Here is a 24,827-nt window from a genome sequence, read left to right as displayed (position 1 = left end):
GCCGTGAAATCAGCTAAATACCTCCTTGGAGGTAGAGGTGGGAGGCGTCGTTTTTCCGCTGGATCAAGGAGTTGGAAGACATGTCGGCGTTACGGGACAGGCCAGGAGCGCGGGTCGGATCATCGGAGGTATTTCCCCTTATCTACCAATGCCTTCCTGTACGGCCCATACGGCCGCTTCGACCCGAGAGCGCAGGTTGAGCTTCTTGAGCAGATGTTTGACGTGCACCTTGACCGTGCCTTCGGTGATATCGAGTCGGCGGGCGATCAGCTTGTTGGACAGGCCCGCGGCCAGTTCGCGCAGGATCTCCCGCTCGCGCTGGGTCAGGCTATGAATGTCCGGAGCGGCAGGCTGGCCTTTCTGATTGCGCAATGCTTCGGCGAGCAGCGAGGCCAGGCTGTCGCTGATCACCATGCGGCCCAGCGCCGCCTGGCGTAGCTGGTGGACCATGTCGTCCGGGTCCATGTCCTTGAGCAAATAGCCGTCGGCGCCGGCGTGCAGGGCGGCGACCACGTCTTCCTCGTGATCGGAAACGGTGAAGATCACGATGCGTCCGGCGAACTCGTTGGCGCGCAGTCGCTTGAGGGTCTCGATGCCGTCCATGTCGGGCATGTTGAGGTCGAGCAGAATCAGGTCGGGGTCGCATTCGTCGGCCAGTCGCAGGCCTTCTGCGGGCGTACCCGCCTCGCCGACGAGGACCAGGTCGTCCTCGAGCTCGAGTAACTGGAGCACGCCGCGTCGAAGCAACGGGTGGTCGTCGATGATCAGGATGCTGGCGGTGTCGTGAGACTGAGTCATCTGGCGAATCTCTGGCTGGCCGGCGACGCTCAGGCTGTCTGCTGGGCAATCAGCCGAGCCGTCTGCGGGGTGAAATCGAGGGCTACGAGGGTACCGCCGACATCGCGCCTGCGCACCTGGAGATTGCCTCCCAGGGTATCGGCACGATCGCGCATGATCACCAGGCCATGGTGCATGGGCGGAGAAGCATCGCTTTCCAGGCCGACGCCATCGTCCTCGACGATGACTCTCAGGTGAGCCTCGACGAAACGAACACTGATGCGGGCCCAGTGGGCACGGGCATGCTTGAGGATGTTGGCTAGGGCCTCGCGGACGATCTGCAGCACGTGGATTTCTTCGTTGGGGTTGAGCAGTTGCGGCGGTACGTCGAAATCGAATTCCACGGCAAAGCCCAGGCGTTCGCTGAACTCTGCGACGGTCTGGCTCAGACTGCTCTGCAGGCCCGGGCTGTCGAAGCGTAGTCGGAAGGTCGTGAGCAGCTCGCGCAACTGGCGGTAGGCGCTGTCAAGCCCGGTGCGCAGCTCGTCGAACACCGGCGCCTGATCCTCTCGAGACAGGCCCTTGGACTGCATGCGTTCCAGGCGGGCGACCTGGATCTTCAGGTAGGACAGCGACTGGGCGAGGGAGTCGTGCAGTTCACGGGCGATGATGGTCCGCTCGTTCATCAGCGTCACCTGCTGTTGCTGCTCGATGCGTCGCTGCAGATAGACTGCCGTGGCCAGTTGATCGGTGAGGGCATTGAGCAGGCGTCGAGTGCTGTCGGTGAGCCCGAGGTCGGCGGGATAGTAAACTTCGAGGGTCCCGAGCAGCGTGGTGCCGACACTCACGGGCAGTAGTAGACGCTCGAGTCCTTCGCTGCCCGTTTCGGTGAATACCTCGGGACTGGGATCGAGCAGACAGGCATTGCAGTCGTGATCGCGGCAGTAGGCCGGCCGGGATGGTGATTGGGTGACGAGAATGGGGACTTCGCGATGATCGAAGGGATCATGCAGCGATAGCCCGATCGGGCCGATCTCGAGCAGTTCCTCCAGACGGCGCAACATGGGAGCGGCACTGGTGCACAGGTCGTTGCCGCCACCGTAGAGGGCCCGGCTGCCGTCATGCAGTATCTGCATGGCAGCGTTGCTGCGGGCCAGCTCCTGCTTCTTGCGTGATACCCGGTCCTGAAGCTCGGCATAACTGGTGCCAAGTTCCTCAGCCATGCTGTCCAGGGCTCGGCCGAGCATGGCCAGCTCGTCATCGCCCTGCAAGTGACTGCGATGGTTGAAATTTTGCCGGCTGGTTTCGCGCGCCAGTACCACCAGTTGGCGCAGCGGGCGCACCAGGTTGTGGCGGATGTCGTAGAGGGCGATGGCGACGACCATGGCCGTCAGCGCCAGGAAGAATAGCTGTAGCATCGTGAGGCGCTGGAGTTTGGTGTCACTATGCTGCTCGAGCAGCGAAACCATCTGGTCGATGCCGTCCACCTGGCGTTCCAGCTCGGAGAGTAGCGGGTCAATCTCGGTATCGCCGTCGATGGTGGCGGCGATCCGTGGAGCCAGCCGGTTCTGCCAGTGACGTTCGAGTTGCTGGTAGTGAGTGCGTATTGGATGCTTATCGGATATCCGCAGGGAATCGATCGGTTGCGGATTGCCCAGTCGCTCAGTGAAACGCTCCGTCATCTCCGCGACATGCTGGCGCTGTGCGGCATCGGGCTGATGCTGGTAGCGCTGCAGAGCGGTGACCACCTGGTAGGTGTTCATGCGCAACGACCCGGCCCAGTTGATAGTGGCGGCATCCCCTCGATTGCCGCTGGCGATCCAGGTGGTCACGGCGATGCTGATCAACGCGATGGCGCTGATCGTCAGCAATGAAGCCGTGATGCGGGCCGACAGAGAGCGCTGTAACAGTTTCATCGGGGTTCCAGAGAATACTTGAGCGATGGGCGCCACTATACCTTAGTTGATTGGCGGTTCCCCCATCAGGCATGCCCCTGGGTGGGGCTCTTTTCGATGCTGACGCGGACGTCCTTCATTCATCTGCCAATGGAGGAGGCGACGTGTATCACCTTGGAGGTAGAAGCGGACGATATAGGGGTAACCAGGCAGTAATCGGCGTTTTGATCGCCCAGAATCCTTACCCACGATGACCACGCTGGGATGGCCGGCCAACCCATGAACGGGCGGATCCCGGCGGTCATGCAGATTTCGAGGAGCCTGGAGAGCCACCATGAGCCATTTCATTGATCGGCTGAACTTCTTTCGCAAGGCCCGAGTTCCCTTCTCCCAGGGTCATGGAGAGCTTCGCGAGGAAACTCGAGGCTGGGAGAACGGCTATCGTCAGCGCTGGCAGCACGACAAGATCGTGCGATCGACCCACGGGGTGAACTGCACCGGCTCATGCAGTTGGAAAATCTATGTCAAGAACGGCCTGGTCACCTGGGAGACCCAGCAGACCGATTATCCGCGCACCCGGCCCGACCTGCCCAATCATGAGCCACGTGGCTGCCCGCGTGGGGCCAGCTACTCCTGGTACCTGTACAGCGCCAATCGCCTGAAGCACCCGTTGATCCGCAAGCCGCTTCTCGAGCTGTGGCGCGAGGCGTTGACCGAACAGCGTGACCCGGTCGAGGCCTGGGCGTCGATCGTCGAGGATCCGGAGCGTGCTCGGCGCTACAAGCAGGCCCGCGGCATGGGTGGCTTCGTGCGGGCCGACTGGGACGAGCTCAATGAGCTGATCGCTGCCTCCAACGTCTACACCGCCAAGCAGTACGGCCCGGATCGCATCATCGGTTTTTCGCCGATTCCTGCCATGTCGATGGTCAGCTATGCCGCCGGCAGCCGCTATCTGTCGCTGATCGGTGGTGTGTGCATGAGCTTCTACGACTGGTACTGCGACCTTCCGCCGGCCAGTCCCCAGACCTGGGGCGAGCAGACCGATGTGCCGGAGTCCGCCGACTGGTACAACTCGGGCTATATCATCGCCTGGGGCTCCAATGTGCCCCAGACGCGTACCCCGGATGCGCACTTCTTCACCGAGGTGCGCTACAAGGGCACCAAGACCGTTTCCATCACGCCGGACTATGCCGAGGTGTCCAAGCTCACCGACGAGTGGCTCTCTGCCAAACAGGGCACCGATGCCGCCCTGGCCATGGCCATGGGCCATGTCATCCTCAAGGAATTCCACCTCGACAAGCCCAGCGACTACTTCACCGACTATGTGCGGCGCTACACCGACATGCCCTTGCTGGTCGAGCTCGAGCCTCGCGAGGACGGCAGCTATGCGCCGGGGCGCCAGATGCGCGCCAGCGACTTCGAGGCCAGCCTTGGGCAGGCCAACAATCCCGAGTGGAAGACCCTGGCTTGGGACGAGACCCGCGATCAGCTGGTGGTGCCGCACGGTTCCATCGGCTTCCGCTGGGGCGAAAAGAACGGCGACGATGCACACGCAAAGAACAAGTGGAACCTCGAGTCGCGCGATGCCGACGGCGCGGAGATCAAGCCGCTGTTGACGCTGGCCGAGCACCATGACGAGGTGGCCCGGGTGGCCTTTCCCTACTTCGGCGGCATCGCCCATGAGCACTTCACGCACGTCGCCAATGAAGGGGGCAGCGACGAGCTGCTGTTCCATTGCTTGCCCGCCAAGCGCCTCAAGAAGGCCGACGGTGGCGAGGTGCTGGCGGTCACCGTGTTCGACCTGATGTGCGCCAACTATGGTATCGATCGTGGTTTCGGTCAGGAGGGCGACGACGATGGCGCCACCGCCTACGATCAGATTCGCCCCTACACGCCGGCCTGGCAGGAGAAGATCACCGGCGTGCCCGCCGAGCAGGCCGCGCGTATCGCCCGCGAGTTCGCCGACAACGCCGACAAGACCCGTGGGCGTTCGATGATCATCGTCGGTGCCGGCATGAACCACTGGTACCACATGGACATGAACTACCGTGGCCTGATCAACATGCTGGTGATGTGTGGCTGCATCGGTCAGAGCGGCGGCGGCTGGGCCCACTATGTGGGTCAGGAGAAGCTGCGCCCGCAGACCGGCTGGCTGCCGCTGGCCTTCGGCCTGGACTGGACTCGCCCGCCGCGGCACATGAACTCTACTTCCTTCTTCTACAACCATTCCTCGCAGTGGCGCTACGAGAAGCTCGAGATCAAGGAGATCCTCTCGCCGCTGGCCAATCCGGCTGATTACCAGGGCAGCTTGATCGACTTCAATGTGCGCGCCGAGCGCATGGGCTGGCTGCCATCCGCGCCGCAGCTCGCGACCAACCCGCTGCACCTGGCCAAATCCGCCGCCGAAGCGGGGCAGTCTACCGCCGACTATGTCGTCGAGTGCTTGAAGAGCGGCGAGCTGGCATTCGCCGCCGAGGATCCCGACGATCCCCGGAACTTCCCGCGCAACATGTTCATCTGGCGCTCCAATCTGCTGGGCAGTTCGGGCAAGGGTCACGAGTACATGCTCAAGTATCTGCTGGGCACCCGCAACGGTCTCCAGGGCAAGGACCTGGGCGAGGAGGGCGGCGCCAAGCCCGAGGAGGTGAAGTGGCACGACGCGGCACCCGAGGGCAAGCTCGACCTGCTGGTGACCCTGGATTTCCGGATGTCGACCACCTGCCTCTATTCGGACATCGTGCTGCCCACGGCGACCTGGTACGAGAAGGATGATCTCAACACCTCCGACATGCATCCCTTCATCCACCCGTTGACCGCGGCCACCGACCCGGCCTGGGAGTCGCGCAGCGATTGGGAGATCTACAAGGGGATCGCCAAGGCTTTTTCCCGGGTCTGCGTGGGCCATCTGGGCAAGGAGACCGATCTGGTCACCCTGCCGTTGCAGCACGATTCTCCCGGGGAGCTTGGCCAGGTCGAGGTGCGTGACTGGAAGCGCGGCGAGTGCGAGCCGGTACCCGGCAAGACCCTGCCGACGTTGATCGAGGTCAAGCGCGACTACCCGGCCACCTATGAGCGCTTCACCTCGCTCGGTCCGGCGCTTGAAGCGCTCGGCAACGGCGGCAAGGGCATCAGCTGGAACACCGACAAGGAAGTCGAACTGCTCGGAAAATTGAACCGGCGCAAGCTCGAGGGTCCGGCCAAAGGGCGTCCCTGCATCGAGAGCGCCATCGATGCCGCCGAGACCGTGCTGACGCTCGCTCCGGAGACCAACGGTCAGGTGGCGGTGAAGGCCTGGGGTGCGCTGTCGAAGATCACCGGACGCGACCACAGCCATCTGGCCGTCAACAAGGAAGAGGAGAAGATCCGCTTCCGGGACATCGTCGCCCAGCCGCGCAAGATCATCTCCAGCCCCACCTGGTCGGGGCTCGAGGACGAGCACGTTTCCTACAATGCCGGCTACACCAATGTCCATGAACTGATTCCGTGGCGCACCATCAGCGGTCGCCAGCAGTTCTACCAGGATCACGCCTGGATGCGTGCCTTCGGCGAGAGCCTGCTGGTCTATCGCCCGCCGATCAATACCAAGGCGGCGAAGTACGTCGAGCCGCCGGCCGACAACGGCTTCCCGAGCAAGGCGTTGAACTTCATCACGCCTCACCAGAAGTGGGGAATCCACTCCACCTACTCCGACAACCTGCTGATGCTGACGCTGAATCGTGGCGGGCCGGTGGTCTGGCTCTCCGAGGACGACGCCGCCGAGGTAGGCATCGAGGACAACGACTGGATCGAGCTGTACAACGTCAACGGTTCCATCGCCGCCCGGGCGGTGGTCAGCCAGCGGGTCAAGAACGGCATGGTGATGATGTACCACGCCCAGGAACGCAACGTGAACGTGCCGGGCTCTGAAGTCTCCGGCACCCGTGGCGGCATCCATAACTCGGTCACCCGGGTGTGTCCCAAGCCGACCCACATGATCGGCGGCTATGCGCAGCTTGCCTACGGCTTCAACTACTACGGCACCGTCGGTTCCAACCGCGACGAGTTCGTGCTGGTGCGCAAGATGAAGCACATCGACTGGCTGGACGGTGAAGGCAACGACTACCAGCAGGAGGCCGTGAAATGAAGATTCGCTCGCAAGTCGGCATGGTGCTCAACCTCGACAAGTGCATCGGGTGTCACACCTGTTCGGTGACCTGCAAGAACGTCTGGACCAGCCGCGAGGGCATGGAGTACGCCTGGTTCAACAACGTCGAGACCAAGCCCGGCATCGGTTATCCCAAGGAATGGGAGAACCAGAACAAGTGGAAGGGCGGCTGGTTGCGTCGCCAGGATGGCCGCATCGAACCGCGTATCGGCGGCAAGTGGCGGGTGCTGGCGAACATCTTCGCCAACCCCGACCTGCCGGAGATCGATGACTACTACGAGCCGTTCACCTTCGACTATGAGCGCCTGCACAACGCTAAGCAGGGCGAGCACCAGCCCACCGCGCGGCCGCGCTCGCTGATCTCGGGCCAGCGCATGAACAAGATCGAGTGGGGGCCCAACTGGGAGGAGATTCTCGGCACCGAATTCGCCAAGCGTCGCCGCGACGCCAACTTCGAACAGGTGCAGGCCGATATCTACGGCCAGTTCGAAAACACCTTCATGATGTATCTGCCGCGGCTGTGCGAGCACTGCCTGAACCCCACTTGCGTGGCGAGTTGCCCGAGCGGGGCGATCTACAAGCGCGAGGAGGACGGCATCGTGCTGATTGATCAGGACAAGTGCCGTGGCTGGCGGATGTGCATCTCCGGCTGCCCCTACAAGAAGATCTATTACAACTGGAAGAGCGGCAAGTCCGAGAAGTGCATCTTCTGCTATCCACGCATCGAGGCCGGCCAGCCTACGGTCTGTTCCGAAACCTGCGTGGGGCGCATCCGCTATCTGGGTGTGCTGCTCTACGATGCCGACTGCATCGAGGAAGTGGCCAGTGCCGTCGACGAGCGCGATCTCTACCATCGCCAGCGCCAGATATTCCTCGATCCCCACGACCCGGAGGTGATCGCCCAGGCGAAGCAGGATGGCATTGCCGACAACGTCATCGCCGCCGCCCAGGCCTCGCCGGTCTACAAACTGGCCATGGACTGGGGCCTGGCACTGCCGTTGCACCCCGAGTATCGCACTTTGCCGATGGTCTGGTACGTGCCGCCGCTGTCGCCGATCCAGTCCGCCGCCGAGGCAGGCCAGGTCGAGTACGACGGGGTGCTGCCGAAGATCGAGTCGTTGCGCATCCCGGTGCAGTACCTGGCCAACATGCTTTCCGCCGGCGAGGAGGAGCCTGTGGTGCTGGCCCTCAAGCGGCTGATGGCGATGCGCGTCTACATGCGTGGCAAGCATGTGGAAGGCGAGTCGAGAGACGAGGTGCTCGACGAGGTCGGGTTGACCGAGGCTCAGGTGGAGGAGATGTACCGCTACCTGGCCATTGCCAACTACGAGGATCGCTTCGTGATTCCCACCAGCCACCGCGAGCTGGCTACCGAGGCTTTCGGCGAACGTGGTGGCTGTGGCTTCAGCTTCGGCGATGGCTGCCAGGGTGGCGACAGTGATGCCGGCCTGTTCGGCGGCCGGCGGCAGACGACCACCCTGGTCCAGCCGGTGGAGGTCTTTGATCCCCAAGCGCAGACCGAGGAGAGTCGTCATGGCTGAAGCAGCGATGTCATACCCCGATCCGGCAGGCGGCATGCGCAGCCTGCGCGTGCTGGCCAGGCTGCTCGATTACCCCACCGGAGAACTCCAGGCCGCCGCGCCGGAGATGATCGTGATCCTCGATGCCGAACGGCGCTGGCGACCGGCGCTGCGTACTTCCCTGACGGACTGGTGCCGGCGGTTGCTGGACGCCGATCTCCTGGACCTGCAGGCCGAGTACGTGGCGCTGTTCGATCGCGGTCGCAACACCTCGCTGTTGTTGTTCGAGCATGTCCACGGCGAATCCCGTGACCGAGGCCAGGCCATGGTCGACCTGCTCGGCGAGTATCGCGCCGCGGGCTTCGAGCTCGATGCCCGCGAGCTGCCGGACTACCTGCCGTTGTTCCTGGAGTATCTTTCCACCCGCTCGGAGGCCGAGATCGGCCGCTGGCTAGGCGAGATCCGCCATATTCTGGCGCGGCTCACCGCTCGTCTGGAGGAGCGCGAGGCCGACCACGCCCTGGTGCCCCTGGCTTTGCTGGGGCTGATCGGCGCCGAGGGCGATGTCGATGCGCATCGTGAGACGGTGAAGCAGGAGGCACCCGACACTACTCCTGAGGCGCTGGATGCGGTCTGGGAAGAGGAGGCAGTGCGTTTCTCCGCCGAATCCGACCAGGACTGCGCCCTGCAGTCCGCCGAGGGGCGGCGGCTCGCCGAGCGCAAGCGGGCGACGCACAGTGAGGCGGTACGGGTTCTCGACCCGTCCGTGCGGCCACAAGGAGATCCGTCATGAGTTATTTCAACACCCTGCTGTTCGGGCTCTACCCCTATCTCGCCGGCAGCGTCTTCCTCATCGGCAGCCTGCTGCGTTTCGATCATGGCCAGTACACCTGGAAGACCGGCTCCAGCCAGATGCTGTCGTCGAGCCGTATGCGTCTGGCCAGCAATCTCTTTCATATCGGCATCCTGGTGATCTTCTTCGGCCACCTGGTCGGTCTGCTGACCCCGCACTGGGTCTATGCGCCCTTCATGAGTGCCGGTACCAAGCAGGTGGTCGCCATCCTGGTGGGCGGCATCGCCGGGGTAATGTGCCTGGCCGGTGGTGCCATGCTGGCCTGGCGACGCTTGACCAATGCACGGGTCAAGGCCTCGTCGAGCTTCATGGACACCGTCATCATCCTGCTGCTGGTGGTGCAGGTGACACTGGGACTGCTCACCATCATTCCGGCGCTGGGCCACCTGGATGGCGGTGCGATGCTCCGGCTTGCCCACTGGGCTCAGGCCATCGTCTTCTTCCAGGGCGGTGCCGCGGACTATCTGGTCGGTATCGGCTGGATCTACAAGCTGCATATCTTCGTTGGCCTGACCATCGTCCTGGTTTTCCCCTTCACCCGCCTGGTGCACGTCTGGAGCGCACCGCTGGGCTACATCGCCCGGCGCTACCAGATCGTTCGCCGCCGGGCCTGACCGATATTCCCGGGAGACACGACCATGCAAGAGATCGCTATCGAGCAGCTTCCCGGAGGCGCGACGGCGTCCTCCATTTGGGTCGGCGAGACGCCGATCGAGGAGGACGAGATCGCCCGCGAGATGCAATACCACCCGGCCGACAGCGCCGGCGACGCCCACTTCAAGGCCACCCGGGCGCTGGTGGTGCGCGAGCTGCTGTGCCAGCGGGCCGGTCATCTGGGGCTGGCGGTGAACTCGCAAGACGACATCGAAGCGGCTATCGCCGCCTTGCTGGAGCGCGAACTCGAGGTACCCGAGCCCACCGAGGCGGACTGCCGACGCTTTCACGCGGCCCATCCCGAACGATTCCGTGAGCCGACTCGCCGCGAGGTGCGCCATGTGCTGTTGGCGGCGGCACCGGACGATGCCGAAGGGCGTGACGCCGGCTATCGGCTGGGAAGGCGTCTCATCGAGCAGTTGGCCGAACATCCCGAGCGCTTTACCGAACTTGCCCAGCGCCATTCCGCCTGCCCCTCGAAGGATCAGGGCGGTGAGCTGGGCTGGCTGCAACCCGGTCAGACGGTGCCCGAGCTCGACCGCGCTCTGCAGCACTTGCCCGAGGGGCTCCACGACCGGCCGCTGGCCTCGCGCTATGGTTGGCACGTGGTGGTCATCGACCGGCGCGTCGAGGGCCGCGAGCCGGCCTTCGAACGGATCGTCGATCGGGTGCGTCACTGCCTGCGTGAACAGGCCTCGCGTCGTGCCCTGCGCCACTACCTGCTGGCGCTGGCGGCCGAGATCGGCGTGGAGGGCGTCGAGCTCGATGAGGATGTCGATCGTGTATTGATGCAGTAGGGGCTAGGCGCGACCGAAGGGCGTGTCATAGGGTGCCTGGTTGTCCATCACTCCCACTCACAAGGCGTTGTCTGTCATGCCGCACGATTTACAGTTCGATCGCCGTCTGGAGGGCGGGCAGCAGAGGTTCTAGCGCACCATCTGGCCGACGGGAAGTTCGAGTACTGCCGGCTCGGAATCAAAAACGATATAAGGCGGCGCGACGCAGGGGAAAACGGTTATGGCCAAGAACTCCACCCGGTCGATTTCGCTCGCCCGGGTCAGCGACATGCCTCTTTTGCAGTTGGCCTTCCGGCCCTTCTTCCTTCTGGGGGCGGTCTTCAGTCTGATGGCGATGGTGATCTGGGGGGCCTTCTTGCAGGGGGAGATCCTGATCGGGCCGTATGGAGGCCTGCTGTGGTGGCACCAGCATGAGATGCTGTTCGGTTTCGGCATGGCCATCGTGATCGGTTTTCTGCTCACCGCCGTGCAGACATGGACCGGTCGACGAGGTGTGCATGGATGGCCGCTGGCGGGGCTGGTGGCATTGTGGCTTGCCGGCCGGTTCATCCTGGCGTTTCCGCCCGAAGGGGCTGCCCTCATACCGGCGCTGGTGGACCTGGCCCTGCTGCCGGCGGTGATGCTGGTAATGGCGCATGCGGTGATTGGTGCACGGCAATGGCGCAACCTGATCTTTGTGCCGGTACTCGGTGTGCTGTTTCTGGCCAACGCCTTGATGCATCTGGGAATTCTGCGAGGCGATGCCTCGATGATCCGGAGTGCCGCTCACCTGACGGTCCTGTTGATCGTGCTGCTGATGGTGGTGCTGGGCGGCCGAGTCATTCCGTTCTTCACGGCTCGGCGACTGGGGCGAACACAGGTAGCGCGGCTGAAGTGGCTGGAGGTTTCCGCCATAGGCATGGTCGTGCTGCTGGTATGCCTGCAACTGGCAAGCTTCGGCGTCGCTCTGCCCGGCGGGGCATGGGCCGGCGTATCGCTGTTGGCGGCAGGACTCAATGCGTGGCGACTGAGCCGTTGGGAAGGGCGGTACTGCCTGCATGAACCCCTGCTGTGGGGGCTTCACCTCAGTTATGCCCTGATGTGCGTGGGGCTGGCGATGTGGGGATTGGCGGCACTGAAATTGCTTGCACCGTCGCTGGCGCTGCATACCATCACGGTGGGCGGCATGGGGACCATGATGATGGCCATGATGGCGCGTGTCTCCCTGGGGCATACCGGTCGGCCGATCGAGACTCTGCCGGGAATGGATGTGGCGCTGGGGGCTCTGGGGCTGGCAGCCATGCTGCGTGCCCTGGCCCCGGTGCTGTGGCCACAGGTGATGCAGTGGACTTTGAGCCTGAGCGCGCTGTGCTGGGTGCTGGCGTTCGCGCTCTTCGTGTGGCATTACACCATGCTGCTGGCAAGGCCGCGAGTCGATGGCAAGCCGGGATGACGGAGGAAGCATGTCGCTCTATTGGCTGATCAAGCATCTGCACATGACGATGGCCGTCTTGAGTCTGGCCTTGTTCGTATTGAGAGCCTGGTGGTCGGTATCGGCATCATCGCAATTGCAGAAAAGGTGGGTGCGTGTCCTTCCTCACCTGATCGATACCGCTCTGTTGGCCTTCGGGGTGTGGCTGATGCTGCTGCTGCGCTTCTGGCCACACCAGCATCCCTGGTTGGCCGCCAAGCTCATCGGTCTGCTGGTCTACATCGGGCTGGGGACCGTTGCCCTCAAGCGTGGCCGCACCCCATGGCAGCGCGCGAGCGCAGCCGGACTGGCCGTGCTGGTGTTTGTCTATGTCGTGGGCACGGCCGTCCGCCACCATCCGCTCTCCTGGTGGGGCTAGCATGAACGGGTGATGACGAATCACCGCAGCCGGGCGAGTTCCTCGTTCAGGGCGTCGAGGGTCTGGTCGACCTGCTGTTCGGTATGCTCGCAGGAGAGGAAGAAGCGCAATCGCGCGCTCTGCTCGGGCACGGCGGGGTGCAGGATCGGCTGGACGTTGATGCCTCGCTCGAACAGGGCGTGGGAGAGGCCGGCGGCGCGTGCCGAGCTGCCGATGATCACCGGGACCACGGCGGCGCCGATGCTTTCGCCGGTATCCAGCCCCAGGGCGCGGGCGTGCTCCAGGAAGTAGCGCGAGATGTCGCGCAGGCGCCGGGCACGCTGCGGTTCTTCGCGCATCAGCTCCAGCACCTTGAGCGAGGGGGCTGCCACCTGGGTAGGCATGCCGACGCTGTAGAGGAAGCCCGGCGCCAGGTGGCGCAGGGTGTCCACCAGGGCCTGGCAACCGGCGATGTAGCCGCCACAGCCGGCCAGTGTCTTGCTCATGGTGCCCATCCAGATGTCCACCGCGTCGGACGGCACGTCGAAGTGCTCGCGCAGGCCGAGGCCATTCTCGCCGAGCACGCCGAAGGAGTGCGCCTCGTCGACCATCAGCCAGGCCTGGTGACGACGCTTGATCTCGACGAAGCGCGGCAGGTCGGGCAGGTCGCCGTCCATGCTGTAGAGCCCCTCGATGACGATCACGACACGCTCGAACTGTGGACGATGGCGGCGCAGCAGGTCTTCCAGGGCGTCGGCGTCGTTGTGCGCGAAGCCCATTCGCCGAGCGCCGGAGAGCTGGGCGCCGACCAGCGCGCTGTTGTGAATGTACTCGTCGTGGAGGATCAGGTCTCCCGGCCCCAGCAGATAGCCCAGGGTGGAGACGTTGGTGGCGTGGCCGCTGACGAACACCACGGCGTCGTCGACCTGGTAGGCGTCGGCCATGGCGCGTTCGAGTTCACCGTGAATGGGCCGCTCGCCGGAGACGATGCGGCTGGCCGACACCGAGCTGCCATAGTGTTGAACGGCGTCGATGGCGGCCTGGTTGACCCGGGGGTCGCCGGAGAAGCCCAGGTAGTTGTAGCTGGCGAAGTTGATGACCTCTCGGTCGTCGATGCGGCTGGTGGCCCCGGCATTGCCCTGGTGGCAACGGAAGAAGGGGTCCGTCAGGCCGAGGCGGCGTGCCGCCTCGCGCATCATGGTCAGCTGCTGGTAACCCGGGTGGGTGTCGAAACGCGTCAGTCGATCCGACACCGCGCCGCCGGATGTCTCGGACTTGTCGGGGCGATCCGGCGCGGGGCGTGAACGCTTGCGCTTGCGCGCTCCGTCGAGGAGCTGACGCTTGAGGTCGTTGCGTGACGCATCCTGGCTCATCGGGCAGTGACCTCCTCCGAGGGCGCGTCGGCAATGGCATCGGCGCCGTGGCGTGCGGCCAGCGAGGCCAGTTCGGCGTCGCCGTCGTCGTCTTCGATATCGTCGCGTGTCAGGCGGTCGATCAGCACGCCGCTGAGCTTGTCGAGGGTCGAAGCTTCGCTGAGTACCATGACCGGCACGCGCACGCCGAGGCGAGACTCGATGGCGGTCATCAGTTCCACGCCCATCAGCGAGTCGAAGCCCATGTCATAGACCGAGCGGTGCACGTCGATCCTGCTTTCTTCCACCAGCAGGATGCTGGCGAGTTCCGCCTTGAGCAGATCGGTCACGGTGGTGTGGAGCTCCTCGGGAGACAGTTCGGCAAGCAGGCGTGCCAGGTCCTGGTCGCCATCGTCCTGCTGGCCTTCGTCACCGGCGGCACGCGCGATCTCGGCAAAGCGCGGGGCATCGGCGGTGGGCAGCGAGCGGGCCAGGGCCGACCAGTCGAGCTCCAGCACGCCGAGGCTCGGTCCGGGGGCGGCGAGCATGCGACCCAGCACCTCGAGAGCATCGTCGGCGCGCAGCGCCGAACCGCCGAGACGCTCCTGCAGGGCGTCGCGGGTCCGGGTGTTGCGGGCCAGGAAGCCGGCGTCCTCGATGGCGCCCCAGCGCACGCAGGTGGCCGGCAGGCCCTGGGCGCGACGACTGGCGGCCAGGGCCTCCAGCCAGTGGTTGGCGGCGACGTAGCTGGCCTGGCCGGGGTTGCCGAACAAGGTGGTCGCCGAGGAATAGAGCACGAAGATATCCAGGTCGTCGTCCCGGGTCAGGGCGTCCAGGTGACGGGCGCCCTCGATCTTCGGTGTCAGTACCCGGGCGATGCGCGCCTCGTCGAGGTTGCGGATCAGGCCGTCTTCGATCACCGCCGCGGCATGGATGATGCCCTTCAGCGGCGGGTGCTCGGCACGGCAACGCTCGAGCAGCGCGGCCAGGGCGTCGTGATCGGCGACATCGCAGGCCGCGGCTTCCACGGACACGCCTTGCGCCTCGAGGGCGGCGATGCCCTCGGCGGCCTCGGGTGAGGCGGCGCCACGACGGCCGACCAGCACCAGGTGGCGAGCGCCGCGTTCGGCCAGCCACTGGGCGCTGCGCAGGCCGAAACCGCCGAGGCCACCGGTGACCAGGTAGGTGGCGTCGGCCGGCAGGTCGGGTGCCGCCGGGGGCGCCGTGTCGTCGGTGTCGGGGCGCAGGGGCTGGTCCTGGGTGACGACCACCTTGCCGATCTGGCGCGCCTGCTGCATGTAGCGGAAGGCCTCGACCACCTGGCGATTGCCGAAGGCGGTATAGGGCAGCGGCGTGAAAGTGCCGTCCTCGAACAGCGCCATCATCTCGCTGAACAGTGTCTGGGTGAGGTCCGGGCAGACCTTCATCAACTGGTCGGAATCGATGCCGAAGTAGCTGAGGTTGTTGCGGAAGGGCCGCAGGCCGATGTGGGTGTTCTCGTAGAAATCGCGCTTGCCGAGCTCCAGGAAGCGACCGAAGGGGCGCAGCACGCGCAGGTTCTGGTTGATCGCCTCGCCGGCCAGGGAGTTGAGGACCACGTCGACGCCGCGTCCGTCGGTGTCGGCGAGGATCTCCTCGGCGAAGGTCAGCGAACGCGAATCGTAGAGGCGATCGATACCGCTCAGGCGCAGGAAGTCGCGTTTTTCCTCGGCCCCTACGGTGGCGTGGATCTCGGCGCCCAGCCAGCGGGCCACCTGGATGGCGGCCAGCCCGACGCCGCCGGCGGCACCGTGGATCAGCACGTGTTCGCCGGGCGACAGGCGGGCGAGATGCTTCAGCGCGTAGTAGACGGTGAAGAAGGTCGTCGGGATCGTCGCCGCCGCGGCGAAGTCGATGTCGCGGGGCAGGGGCGCGATGGCGTACTGGCTGGCGACCAGCCGGTCGCTGAAGCTGGCCGGACCGAAGCCGACCACGGCGTCGCCCGGCGCGAATCCTTCGACGCCCGGCCCGAGCTGCTCGACGACGCCGGCGAATTCCAGGCCCAGCGTCGGGCCGGCGAAGCCGTTCTCGATGGCCTCGTCGGAGAGCAGGCCCAGGGTGTACATGACATCGCGGAAGTTGAGGCCGGTGGCCTCGACGCGGATGCCCACTTCGCCCTCGCTGGGTGCCGGCAGGTCGGTCGGCTGCCAGGCCAGATGGCGCAGTTGGCCGGGCAGCGGGAAGCCGAGCGTCATGGCGCCTCGTGGCGCCTCCGGGGCCTGAGTTTCATGCGTCGCCGTGCCCGGTGCAGGCAGGATGCGCAGCCGGGTAGCGAAGCGGGTGCCCTTGGCGTCGAGCGCCACTTCGGTTTCGTCGTCGGGGTCGACGAGTTCGTCGCCCAGGGCCTCGAGGGCCTCTCTCTCGAGATCGCCGCCGGGCAGGTCGAGCAGGCGGACCTGAACGTCCTGGGCCTCGTTGGCCAGGGAGCGACCGAAGCCCCAGAGGGCGGCATCGTCACTGACGTGCGTGTCCGGGGCGGAGCTATCGCGCCAGATGGCGGCCACGTCCCGGGTGATCAGCCACAGCGTCGGCATGTCGTCACGCGCTTCGAAGGCGGTCGCCCAGCGTGCCGCCTGCTGGCAGCGCTCGAGGCCCGTGCTGCGCAGGTCGACGATATGCCCGGCCTGGGCGGCCTGGTGTTCGTCGCCGATCGCCACCCGATGCCCCCGGCGTTCCAGGTCGGCGGCGAGGCGCTCGGCGAGGGCGCGATCCGTGTCGTCGATGACCAGCAGGTAGTCGGCCGGCGAGGTATCGAGGTCGTCGACCTGGCTGGCCTGGTCGGGCAGACGAGCGTGCACGAGATAGGCGCCGGCCTCGTCTTCCAGGGGCAGCGGCTGGACCTGTTCGGCGCCGAGACGGGCGAGCAGGTCGGTGACGTCGTCGAGCTCGCAGGCGGCGGGCGCATTGCCTTCGGCGTCCAGGCCGGGGGCAGCCAGCAGGGTATCGAGCCAGGCGGAGGGGGCGACCCCGAGCAGCAGAATGCGGGCTCCGGGCGCGAGCCGCTCCGGAAGGGCCTCGATCAGGCGGCGGCTGAGGTCGCGATTGGTGACATCCAGCGAGACCAGAGCCAGTTGGGCATGCCGCGAGGCCTCCTGCGACGACCGCTCATGCGGGGCTTCCAGCGACTCGACCTCGATCAGCGGCTGGCGCTCGCGCAACTGCTCGGCGTGCTGCCAGGCGAGTTCACCGGCGGTGAGGATCCGGTAGTCACAGCGATCGGGATCGACCAGGTCGGCGAGTCGCTCGCCCAGTGCCGGGGCACTGACGCCGGCCTCGAGCAAGGTGAGGCGCTGCCCGTCGGGCAACTGCGCCAGGGTATCGGCCAATGCCTCGCCGAGGGGCGTGGCGATGGCCCGCCAGCCATCATGGCCGATCAACTGGCGGTTAAGGCGCGTCAGGCGGTCGCGGTCGAGGCCGATGTCGGCGGCATCGCGATGGCCGGCCAGCAGGTCCCGCAGGTTGAGCCCGAAACGGCCGAGCCGATGGATGGGGCCGATATAGCCCGGGTAGTCCTGGGCCAGCAGGCGCCAGATGGTGGTGGCGTCGACCTCGTCGTCGTCTTCGATGCGCGTCCAGCCCTCGTCGCCGGGCTCGAGGCGGCCGGCGTCCTGAAGCAGGCGTAGCAACTGGTCGAGCAGGGGGCGGGCCTGCGGATGCGCACTGGCCAGCGCCTGATAGCGGGAGCGACCGAGGACGCCGTCATGCAGCTCGCCGTCCAGCGCCTCGGCGGCGAAGGCTTCGGCCAGCCGGTCGAGAAGCGGGGCGACCTCATTGGCGTAGCGTTGTCCGGTGGCCTCGGCATAGCCGTCGATCAGCCCCGGCATGGCGGCTTCCAGCGCGGTCAAGTCGGCCGGCTGGCGACGCTGTGGGCGTGGTGCCGGCGTCAGGCGAACGTCGAGATGGCTCAGCGCCTGCTCGGCGGATTGGGTCAGGCGGACCGCCTTGAAGCGGGTCTCGCTGACGACCGCCACGGCGCGGCCCCGGTCGTCGAAGAGCTCGAAGTCGGCGGTGAAGGAGTAGGGCGCGCGCTTGAGCAGCCGGGCTCGGGCCAGGACCGGGCGGCCGGCCTCCGGCGCCCACTGGATGCGGCCCACGCGGACCGGGACGAAGGCCATGCCTCGCATATCGTGACCCTCGCGGGCCAGCAGCGGCAGGAACAGCTGGAAGGCGCTGTCGAGAATACCGGGGTGCAGGTGCTGCAGTGCCAGTTGTTCCTCGATCGCCGGGGTGGGGCGGACGCGACCGATGACGCCGTCGTCCTCGATCCAGGCGCGGTCGATGGCCTGGAAGGCCGGACCATAGTCCAGGCCCAGGCGACTGGCCATCGCCAGATGTTCGTCCAGCTCCAGGTCCGGCGCCCGGTCGGGCAGGGCCGGGGCGGTACGCTCCAGCAGCAGGCCTCGGCTCTGGGTCATGATGCGGGCGGTGGCGTGGAGCTGCCATTCCTCGCCGACGGCCGGCTCCCGCGAGTGGATGGTGACGCGGCCGTCGTCGGGGGCGATGGCCAGCCGGGTGAGACGGCCGTGCTGGCCATCGAGCATCAGGGGCGCCTGGATCTCGAGTTCCTCGACGTCGAGCGGCGCCGCTTCGCGCCAGTGCGCGGCGGCGGCCAGGGTCAGCTCGACGAAGCCGGCGCCGGGGAAGATGGCGGCATCGCCGACCACGTGATCCGCCAGCCAGGGCTGTCGACCAGTGTCGAGCTGGCTTTCCCAGGTCAGGGTGTGCTGGGCCAGGCGGTAACCGAGCAGGGGGTGTTCGTAGTGGCGTGCCAGCAGCCCCAGAGCGTCCGAGGTGCTCGGCATCCGGTAGGACTGGCGTTGCCAGGGATAGCGCGGCAGCTCGGCGAGGCGTCCGGTTACCGGGAACCAGTGGTCGGTGTCGGTCTCGAGGCCCGAGAGCAGTGTCTGGCCGATGGCGCGGTCGAGGCAGACGGGCCCCGGCAGGTCGCGTTCCAGGGTGCCGATGATCAGGCCATCGAGCGCCGCGTCGCGCAGGGCTTCGCTCAGGTAGCGCTTGAGGATCGGGTGGGCGCCGATCTCGACCAGTACATTGGTGCCGTCGGCGATGACTGCTCGGGCGGCAGCGTCGAAACGCACGGGCTGGCGGATGTTGTGCCACCAGTAGTCGGCGTCGAGGCGTTCGCCGTCGAGTTCCTCGCCGGTCACCGTCGAGATGTAGGGAATGCGGGCCTGCCGGGGATGCAGTCCCTCCAGTGCGGCGATCAGGTCGTCGCGGATGGGATCCATGGCCGGACTGTGGAAGGCGTAGTCCAGCGGCAGGCGCTTGGCGAAATGGCGCTGGGCGTCGAGTTCGGCTTCCAGGCGGCTCAGTGCTTCGGCGGGGCCGGCGAGGGTCACGCCCTGGGCGCTGTTGGTGCCGGCCAGGTGGATGTCGCGATACTCGGGACGCTCCAGGTAGGCGGCGATGGCCTCGGCCCCCAGGCCCACGGCGGTCATCTCGCCCTGGCCCCGGGTCAGGCCCTGGAAGTGGCTGCGCAGGTGGATCACGCGCACGGCGTCTTCCAGCGACAGGGCGCCGCAGGCCCAGGCGGCGGCGACTTCGCCGACGCTGTGGCCGGTGACGGCAACGGGCTCGATGCCCTGGGCGGCGAGCACTCGGGTGATGCCGACCTGCACGGCGAACAGGGCCGGCTGGGCGATTTCGGTGCGCACGAAGCGGTCGCTGCCGTTGTCGCCTTCGAGCTCGGCGCGCAGCGAGAAGTCGGCATGGCGCTGGAAGAGGGCGTCGACCTCATCGATGGCGGCGGCGAAGACCTTGGAGTCGGCGAGCAGGTCGCGGCCCATGGTTTCCCATTGGCAACCGTTGCCGTCGTAGACGAAGGCGGGGCCCTGGGCGGCGTCGAGACGCTGGCCCTGGATCACCGGGCGTTTGCCGGGGGCACGCTCGGGATCGGCGAAGGCGGCCAGGCGCTCGGCGGCATCCTGCTTGTCGGCGGCGAACAGCAGGGCACCATCGGTGTGGTGCTCGCGGCGCCGGTAGAGGGTGTCGGCGATGTCGTAGAGCGCGCTGTCGGTGTCGCGCAGCCAGTCGGCGAGCTGGCCGGCCATGGCGCGCAGGGCCGGCTCGCCCCGGGCGGAGAGCCGCAGCGGCAGCGGTTCGTCGGAGACGGGGGGCGGTGTCGGTGCCGGTGTCTCGGGCGGGCTCTCGAGGATGACGTGGGCGTTGGCGCCGCCGAAGCCGAAGGAGTTGACGCCGATGACCAGGCGTCCTTCCGCCTTCAAGGGGCGAGCCTGGGTGACGACGTCCAGGTTCCAGTCGTCGAACTGGATCCTGGGATTGGGACGACGGATGCCGATGGTGGCCGGTACCTCGCGATGACGCAGGCTGTAGAGCGCCTTGGCCAGGCCGGCGACACCGGAAGCGGTTTCCAGGTGGCCGAGGTTGCTCTTCACCGAGCCGATGGGCAACGGCGACTGCCGGCGCTTGCCCAGCGCCTCGCCGATGGCGCGGGTCTCGATGGGGTCGCCGACGGCGGTGCCGGTGCCATGAGCCTCGAGGTAGTCGATCTCGTTCGGTTCGATACCGGCCCGCTCGTAGACCTGACGCATCAGGGCGATCTGGGCCTCGGGGTTGGGCACGGTGAGTCCCTGCTTGTGGCCGTCGGTATTGACGGTCGAGCCGGCCACCACGGCGAGGATGGTGTCACCGTCGGCCACGGCCTGGTCGTAGTCCTTGAGCAGGAACATGCCGGCGCCTTCCGAGCGGACATAGCCGTCGCCGTCGGCGTCGAACACCCGGCAGCGGCCCGTGGGCGAGAGCATGCTGGCCTTGGAGAAGATGATGAAGCCGTAGGGGTGCAGGTGCAGGCTGATACCGCCGGCCAGCGCCAGGCTCGTCTCGCCGGCGCGGATCGCCTGGCAGGCCTGGTGGAAGGCCACCATCGAGGAAGAACAGGCGGTGTCCACCGACATGCTGGGGCCGTGCAGGTCGAACAGGTAGGAGAGCCGGTTCGAGGCGATGCTCGAGGTGTTGCCGGTGGCGGTGGAGGCGTCGATGGCCCCCATGTCGCCGGTATATCGATAGGAGTAGTCCAGTGCCGCGACGCCCAGGAAGACGCCGCACTGGCTGCCGCGCAGCCGCGAGGGCGGCATGCCGGCGCTTTCCATGCTCTCCCAGGTCAGCTCCAGGAGCATGCGCTGCTGGGGGTCCATGTTGGCCGCCTCGCGGGGCGAGATGCCGAAGAAGTCGGCATCGAAGCCACTGATGTCGCCCAGGCTGCCGGCGGCGAAGGTCACGCTGGTGCCGGGATTGCGCTTGTCGGGGTGCTGGAAGGCCTCATGGCTCCAGCGGTCGGCCGCGACCTGGGTCACCAGGTCCTTTTCGGCTCGCAGGTCCTGCCAGAATCCTTCCGGGGTGGTTCCCGGCATCCGGTGGGCGACACCGATGATGGCCACGCGTCTTGTCATGCTTGCTCCCGATGATCCTGGTTCCAGCCGTCATGGGCGCGCTGCGCCTCGTCGATGACGGCCTGCCATATCCGTTGACTCAATTGCACTGCCTCAAGCGGCGTGGACGCCTGGGGCCGGTCTCCCCGGCCGCGGCTCGACCACAACAGATAGGGCGTGTCGCCGTCTGGCTCGCCGTAATGCCGATAGACCTCGGGCATGATCGGCACATGGTCGCCATACCAGCACAGTAGCCCGCCCCGGGGGGTCGCCTCCAGTTGCCGGCGCAGGCGTGCGGCCATGCGATCGGCATTGCGCAGGTGGACCAGATAACAGGCCAGCTCTCCGCAGTCGTCCGGCAGGGGCGGCGCATCCGCGGCCAGCAGGTCGCGGGCCTCGTCCTCCGCCCGGTCGTCAAGTTGCAGTGGGCCGTGATTTTCCATGGTGATCACGAACACGAATAGCGGCTTATTATCCGGTTCATCGAGCAGACTGCCAACCTTGTCGGCGAGTGCCAGGTCGCCGACGTACTGGCCGCAGTAGTCGTCGCGCTCGAAGGCCCGGATGTCGATGAAGTCGTCGAAGCCGAGGCGCGGCATGACACGGTCGCGCTGATAGAAGCTGGCCGCATAAGGATGCAGGCAGACGGTGCGATAACCGAGCCGTTTCAGCTCGGCGACCAGGCTCGGTACCGGGCGATGGGCCAGCTGGTGATAGGGGTTGAAGCGGTGGATGCCGAGGGCCTGCTGGTCGAGGCCGGTCAGTATCGCCGTTTCGGTGCGCACCGTGTTGGCGCCCCAGGCCGGCACGTGCAGGCGCCCCCGGGCCAGGGCCTGATCGGCCAGGGCGTCGAGGTCGGAAAGCAGGTCGTCGCGCAGGCCGCCATGCCAGGGGCGCGGGTCGAAGAAGGATTCGCTCTGCACCAGCACCAGGTGCGGCAGGTGTCGGCCGGACGGCGCAGGCGCGGGGGCATAGGGCGATTCGGGCACCGTGAGCGGCCGTCGTGCCAGCAGGCCGTAGGCCCAGAGCGCGCCGAACAGGCCGAGCTGATGGGTATCCTCGACGGGATCGAGGCTGCAGGCCGGCTGGCGGCGCAGCCCGGCGATCAATGGCAGGGCCGAAAGCGCAATGATTGTCAGCGCTGCGGCGAGAAAGGCGCCCGTGCCATGCCGGGAGGGCAGCGACGGCTCGAATGCCAGAAAGCCGATGATGGTCGCCAGGCCTGCCAGGCTGGCGCCGATGGCCAGGCCGATGCCGAAGAAAGGGATGTACAGACGCGGGTGGCGGATGGCATCGAGAAAGTACTCGAAATCCTGGCACAGGAAAGGTTCGCGCAGGGTCTTCGACTTGGCGTTGCTGGACTGGACCACCACGAGCTGCAGGGCCAGGAAGAGCACCAGCGCGAACCAGGGGCGCTGCAATATCAGCACGAAGGCGCCGAAGGCCAGGCTCCAGGTGCCCAGGTGCACGGCCAGGGTCGACGCTGGCCGGCGCCAGGGCGGTGCGGTGGCCGGTCGCAGGGCGGCTTCGGCGAGGAAGCTGCCGATCAGGCCGAGGCACCAGGGCAGCAGCAGGGCCCGCGTCATGACGGTCTCCCGTAGCCCATCAGGCCGAGCAGGCGCTGGGAGAGGCCGGCCGGCAGGACCGCCAGGCTCCAGCAGCCCAGGTTGAGCGGGAAGGGGAAACTGATGCGGGCCCGATTGCGCTCGATGCCCACGGCGATACGCCGGGCGGCGCGCGGGGCATCGATCTCCCAGGGCTTGGGACCGGGCATGGCGTCGCACATCGGCGAGCTGACATAGCCGGGCATGACCACGGTCACGCCCACGCCGCGGGGTGCCAGCCAGCCGCGAAGGGCTTCGCCGTAGGCCTTGATGCCAGCCTTGCTGGCGCTGTAGCTGGGGGTCAGCGGCAGGCCGTGCCAGGCGGCCAGGGAACTGATGAAGACGATCTGACCGTGACCGCGCTCGACCATGCGCGGTGCCAGCCGTTCGGCCATGGCCATCGGCGTGCGCAGGTTGATGGCCAGCAGGCGACTGGTGGCCGACCAGTCTTCCATTTCCTGCCCCGGTTCGGCGTGGGTGTTCTGGCCGGCATTGGCGATGACCACATCGGGCAGTGCCAGCCGATCCAGCCAGTCGGTGAGGCTGGCGTCATCGGTCAGGTCCACGTTCGTCGTCTCGACGTCGGCGCCCGCCTGTCGGCAGGTTTCGGCCAGGGCCTCGAGCGTCTCCCGGCGGCGGCCGTGCAGGATCAGGCGCACGCCGGGCGCGGCATAGTGCCGGGCCAGGGCGCCGCCGATGGCGCCGGTGGCACCGGTGATCAACAGGCTGCGGGGTGCGGTCATAGCAGGGCCTCGAGGGGAGAAGTGGTGGCCTCGAGCCGGGCCGCGACGTTGTCGATGGCGAGCTCGATACCGGTGTCGCAGTAATAGCCTCCGTTGAGCTGGACCGTGTGCATGACCGTGCGATGAAAGCAGCGGAACAGTTCCTCGTCCGGTGCCTGCCCGTGACGCCAGAAGTCGTCCAGCCCGCCTTCGAAGGTCAGGCCGTCGAGTCGGTAGATCGGCTGGCTCAGAGCGATGGTCGGACAACGATGTTCCAGTGCCACGATACCCGAGGTGCTGTTGACCGTCACGGTGCCGGCGGCGTCGTCGAGCAGGACATTGAGATCGCCGGATTCGAGATAGACGACGCGTCCGACGATGTCATGGCGTTTCTCGAGCCGCACGATGAGGCCGGCATAGTCGATGAGGCCCATGTCGAGCGGATGATTCTTGATGCACAGCAGGCTGTCCGATGGCGCATGGCGGGCGAAGGACGCCATCGTGTGCTCGATCACCTCGACCATGTCGGCGAAATCGGAGTGGTTGCGAATCTGGGCATCGCCATTGAGCTGCAGGGGCAGCACGTAATAGGGGCGTTTGCCGCCGGCCAGGTCGCGGATGCGCTCGGCATCGCGCGGCTTCCACCAGCGCAGTTGGGTGAAGCGCTTGAGATAACCGGCGTATTCGACCGGGGCGGTGACCGGCGCGTGGTTGCGATAGCGGGGGAAGAGCAACGGGTTGGCGAGACCGGCCAGATGGTAGAGCACGTCATGGGTGGCACGGCGCTTGAACGATGTGCGGAAGCGCTTGGCCGGCAGCGGTTTGGGCAGGCGACGGCCGACTTCCCGATACCAGTCCGCCTCCTGGGGCAGTAGCGAATAGCCGTTGACGCCTTCGCGTTCCAGGGTGATCCAGTGGGGGCGGAAGTAGCCCTCCTCGAGCACCTGGTTGCGAATGCCGACCTGCCTGGCGGCCTCGATCGCCGTCAGGTGGATGGGGCGCTGGTCGCCGAACAGCAACTGGTCGGTGGTGCCGTGGCGCTCCCAGAGATCGGCCAGGAAGTCCGGCAGATCGTCCAGCTTGCCGCGAAAGGCATGACTGGGCCCGGCATCCTTGCACCAGTACGCCAGGTCGCCACCGGCGAACTGGACCTTGGCGACATGATGGCCATCGGCCCTCAGCCGTTGCGCCAGGCGGGGGAAGAATGGCGAACAGACACCCTGGAGGAACAAGAAAGAGCGTTTCGGCGAATTCAC

14 protein-coding genes are annotated in these 24,827 nt (G+C 66.4%); 7 read left to right on the top strand and 7 right to left on the bottom strand.

All coding sequences use genetic code 11. From position 1 onward, the window contains the following. Positions 1 to 138: 138 nt before the first annotated feature. Both narL and LU493_RS07850 read right to left on the bottom strand, forming a co-directional pair. Positions 139 to 798, bottom strand: a complete 660-nt coding sequence (narL, locus tag LU493_RS07855) for a two-component system response regulator NarL (protein WP_275287232.1) — start codon at positions 796 to 798, stop codon at positions 139 to 141. Between the two features lie 29 nt (positions 799 to 827). After that, positions 828 to 2,693 carry a type IV pili methyl-accepting chemotaxis transducer N-terminal domain-containing protein gene (locus tag LU493_RS07850; RefSeq protein WP_275287231.1) on the bottom strand — a complete coding sequence of 622 codons (1,866 nt, stop codon included), beginning with the start codon at positions 2,691 to 2,693 and terminating at the stop codon, positions 828 to 830. Between the two features lie 313 nt (positions 2,694 to 3,006). Between LU493_RS07850 and LU493_RS07845 the strand changes: the two genes are divergently transcribed. The 7 genes from LU493_RS07845 to LU493_RS07815 all read left to right on the top strand — a co-directional run bounded on the left by LU493_RS07845 (position 3,007) and on the right by LU493_RS07815 (position 12,469). Then, complete coding sequence (locus LU493_RS07845; protein ID WP_275287230.1) at positions 3,007 to 6,795, top strand: nitrate reductase subunit alpha; 3,789 nt, start codon at positions 3,007 to 3,009, stop codon at positions 6,793 to 6,795. After that, positions 6,792 to 8,357, top strand: a complete 1,566-nt coding sequence (gene narH, locus LU493_RS07840) for a nitrate reductase subunit beta (RefSeq protein ID WP_275287229.1) — start codon at positions 6,792 to 6,794, stop codon at positions 8,355 to 8,357. Before LU493_RS07845 ends, narH begins: the two co-directional genes overlap by 4 nt. Beyond that, positions 8,350 to 9,129 carry a nitrate reductase molybdenum cofactor assembly chaperone gene (narJ, locus tag LU493_RS07835; protein ID WP_275287228.1) on the top strand — a complete coding sequence of 260 codons (780 nt, stop codon included), beginning with the start codon at positions 8,350 to 8,352 and terminating at the stop codon, positions 9,127 to 9,129. The genes narH and narJ overlap by 8 nt, the downstream gene beginning before the upstream one ends. Further along, a complete protein-coding gene (gene narI / locus LU493_RS07830) occupies positions 9,126 to 9,803 on the top strand; it encodes a respiratory nitrate reductase subunit gamma (protein WP_275287227.1) in 678 nt (225 codons plus the stop codon). Before narJ ends, narI begins: the two co-directional genes overlap by 4 nt. Before the next feature lie 24 nt (positions 9,804 to 9,827). Continuing rightward, positions 9,828 to 10,640: a peptidylprolyl isomerase gene (locus LU493_RS07825; protein ID WP_275287226.1), complete on the top strand. Its 813-nt coding sequence runs from the start codon at positions 9,828 to 9,830 to the stop codon at positions 10,638 to 10,640. Between the two features lie 220 nt (positions 10,641 to 10,860). Then, complete coding sequence (locus tag LU493_RS07820; protein WP_275287225.1) at positions 10,861 to 12,072, top strand: NnrS family protein; 1,212 nt, start codon at positions 10,861 to 10,863, stop codon at positions 12,070 to 12,072. Positions 12,073 to 12,082: 10 nt separating this feature from the next. Next, positions 12,083 to 12,469: a SirB2 family protein gene (locus tag LU493_RS07815; RefSeq protein WP_275287224.1), complete on the top strand. Its 387-nt coding sequence runs from the start codon at positions 12,083 to 12,085 to the stop codon at positions 12,467 to 12,469. Positions 12,470 to 12,489: 20 nt separating this feature from the next. Here the strand turns inward: LU493_RS07815 and LU493_RS07810 are convergent, their stop codons facing one another. Genes LU493_RS07810 through LU493_RS07790 form a run of 5 tightly spaced genes read right to left on the bottom strand, consistent with a single transcriptional unit; the run spans position 12,490 to position 24,827 of the window. Beyond that, positions 12,490 to 13,821: an aminotransferase class I/II-fold pyridoxal phosphate-dependent enzyme gene (locus LU493_RS07810; RefSeq protein ID WP_275287223.1), complete on the bottom strand. Its 1,332-nt coding sequence runs from the start codon at positions 13,819 to 13,821 to the stop codon at positions 12,490 to 12,492. After that, positions 13,818 to 21,266, bottom strand: a complete 7,449-nt coding sequence (locus LU493_RS07805; protein WP_275287222.1) for a type I polyketide synthase — start codon at positions 21,264 to 21,266, stop codon at positions 13,818 to 13,820. Before LU493_RS07805 ends, LU493_RS07810 begins: the two co-directional genes overlap by 4 nt. Beyond that, positions 21,263 to 22,831, bottom strand: a complete 1,569-nt coding sequence (locus LU493_RS07800) for an LTA synthase family protein (protein ID WP_275287221.1) — start codon at positions 22,829 to 22,831, stop codon at positions 21,263 to 21,265. The genes LU493_RS07805 and LU493_RS07800 overlap by 4 nt, the downstream gene beginning before the upstream one ends. Beyond that, positions 22,828 to 23,592: an SDR family NAD(P)-dependent oxidoreductase gene (locus LU493_RS07795; RefSeq protein ID WP_275287220.1), complete on the bottom strand. Its 765-nt coding sequence runs from the start codon at positions 23,590 to 23,592 to the stop codon at positions 22,828 to 22,830. Before LU493_RS07795 ends, LU493_RS07800 begins: the two co-directional genes overlap by 4 nt. Further along, on the bottom strand, positions 23,589 to 24,827 hold the full coding sequence (locus LU493_RS07790) for a capsule biosynthesis protein (RefSeq protein WP_275287219.1): 1,239 nt from the start codon (positions 24,825 to 24,827) through the stop codon (positions 23,589 to 23,591). The genes LU493_RS07795 and LU493_RS07790 overlap by 4 nt, the downstream gene beginning before the upstream one ends.

The organism is Halomonas elongata, assembly GCF_029081005.1.
Lineage (GTDB): Bacteria > Pseudomonadota > Gammaproteobacteria > Pseudomonadales > Halomonadaceae > Halomonas > Halomonas elongata_B.
The sequence above is the reverse complement of the archived record's forward strand: the minus strand, read 5'-3'. Positions and strand labels throughout refer to the sequence as shown.

What these genes read in the sequence shown, in the direction of transcription:
- LU493_RS07810 (WP_275287223.1), bottom strand. Translation starts at nt 13,821, where the DNA reads ATGAGCCAGGATGCGTCACGCAACGACCTCAAGCGTCAGCTCCTCGAC.
- LU493_RS07805 (WP_275287222.1), bottom strand. Translation starts at nt 21,266, where the DNA reads ATGACAAGACGCGTGGCCATCATCGGTGTCGCCCACCGGATGCCGGGA.
- LU493_RS07820 (WP_275287225.1), top strand. Translation starts at nt 10,861, where the DNA reads ATGGCCAAGAACTCCACCCGGTCGATTTCGCTCGCCCGGGTCAGCGAC.
- LU493_RS07795 (WP_275287220.1), bottom strand. Translation starts at nt 23,592, where the DNA reads ATGACCGCACCCCGCAGCCTGTTGATCACCGGTGCCACCGGCGCCATC.
- narI (WP_275287227.1), top strand. Translation starts at nt 9,126, where the DNA reads ATGAGTTATTTCAACACCCTGCTGTTCGGGCTCTACCCCTATCTCGCC.
- LU493_RS07825 (WP_275287226.1), top strand. Translation starts at nt 9,828, where the DNA reads ATGCAAGAGATCGCTATCGAGCAGCTTCCCGGAGGCGCGACGGCGTCC.
- narH (WP_275287229.1), top strand. Translation starts at nt 6,792, where the DNA reads ATGAAGATTCGCTCGCAAGTCGGCATGGTGCTCAACCTCGACAAGTGC.
- narL (WP_275287232.1), bottom strand. Translation starts at nt 798, where the DNA reads ATGACTCAGTCTCACGACACCGCCAGCATCCTGATCATCGACGACCAC.
- LU493_RS07800 (WP_275287221.1), bottom strand. Translation starts at nt 22,831, where the DNA reads ATGACGCGGGCCCTGCTGCTGCCCTGGTGCCTCGGCCTGATCGGCAGC.
- LU493_RS07850 (WP_275287231.1), bottom strand. Translation starts at nt 2,693, where the DNA reads ATGAAACTGTTACAGCGCTCTCTGTCGGCCCGCATCACGGCTTCATTG.
- LU493_RS07815 (WP_275287224.1), top strand. Translation starts at nt 12,083, where the DNA reads ATGTCGCTCTATTGGCTGATCAAGCATCTGCACATGACGATGGCCGTC.
- LU493_RS07845 (WP_275287230.1), top strand. Translation starts at nt 3,007, where the DNA reads ATGAGCCATTTCATTGATCGGCTGAACTTCTTTCGCAAGGCCCGAGTT.
- narJ (WP_275287228.1), top strand. Translation starts at nt 8,350, where the DNA reads ATGGCTGAAGCAGCGATGTCATACCCCGATCCGGCAGGCGGCATGCGC.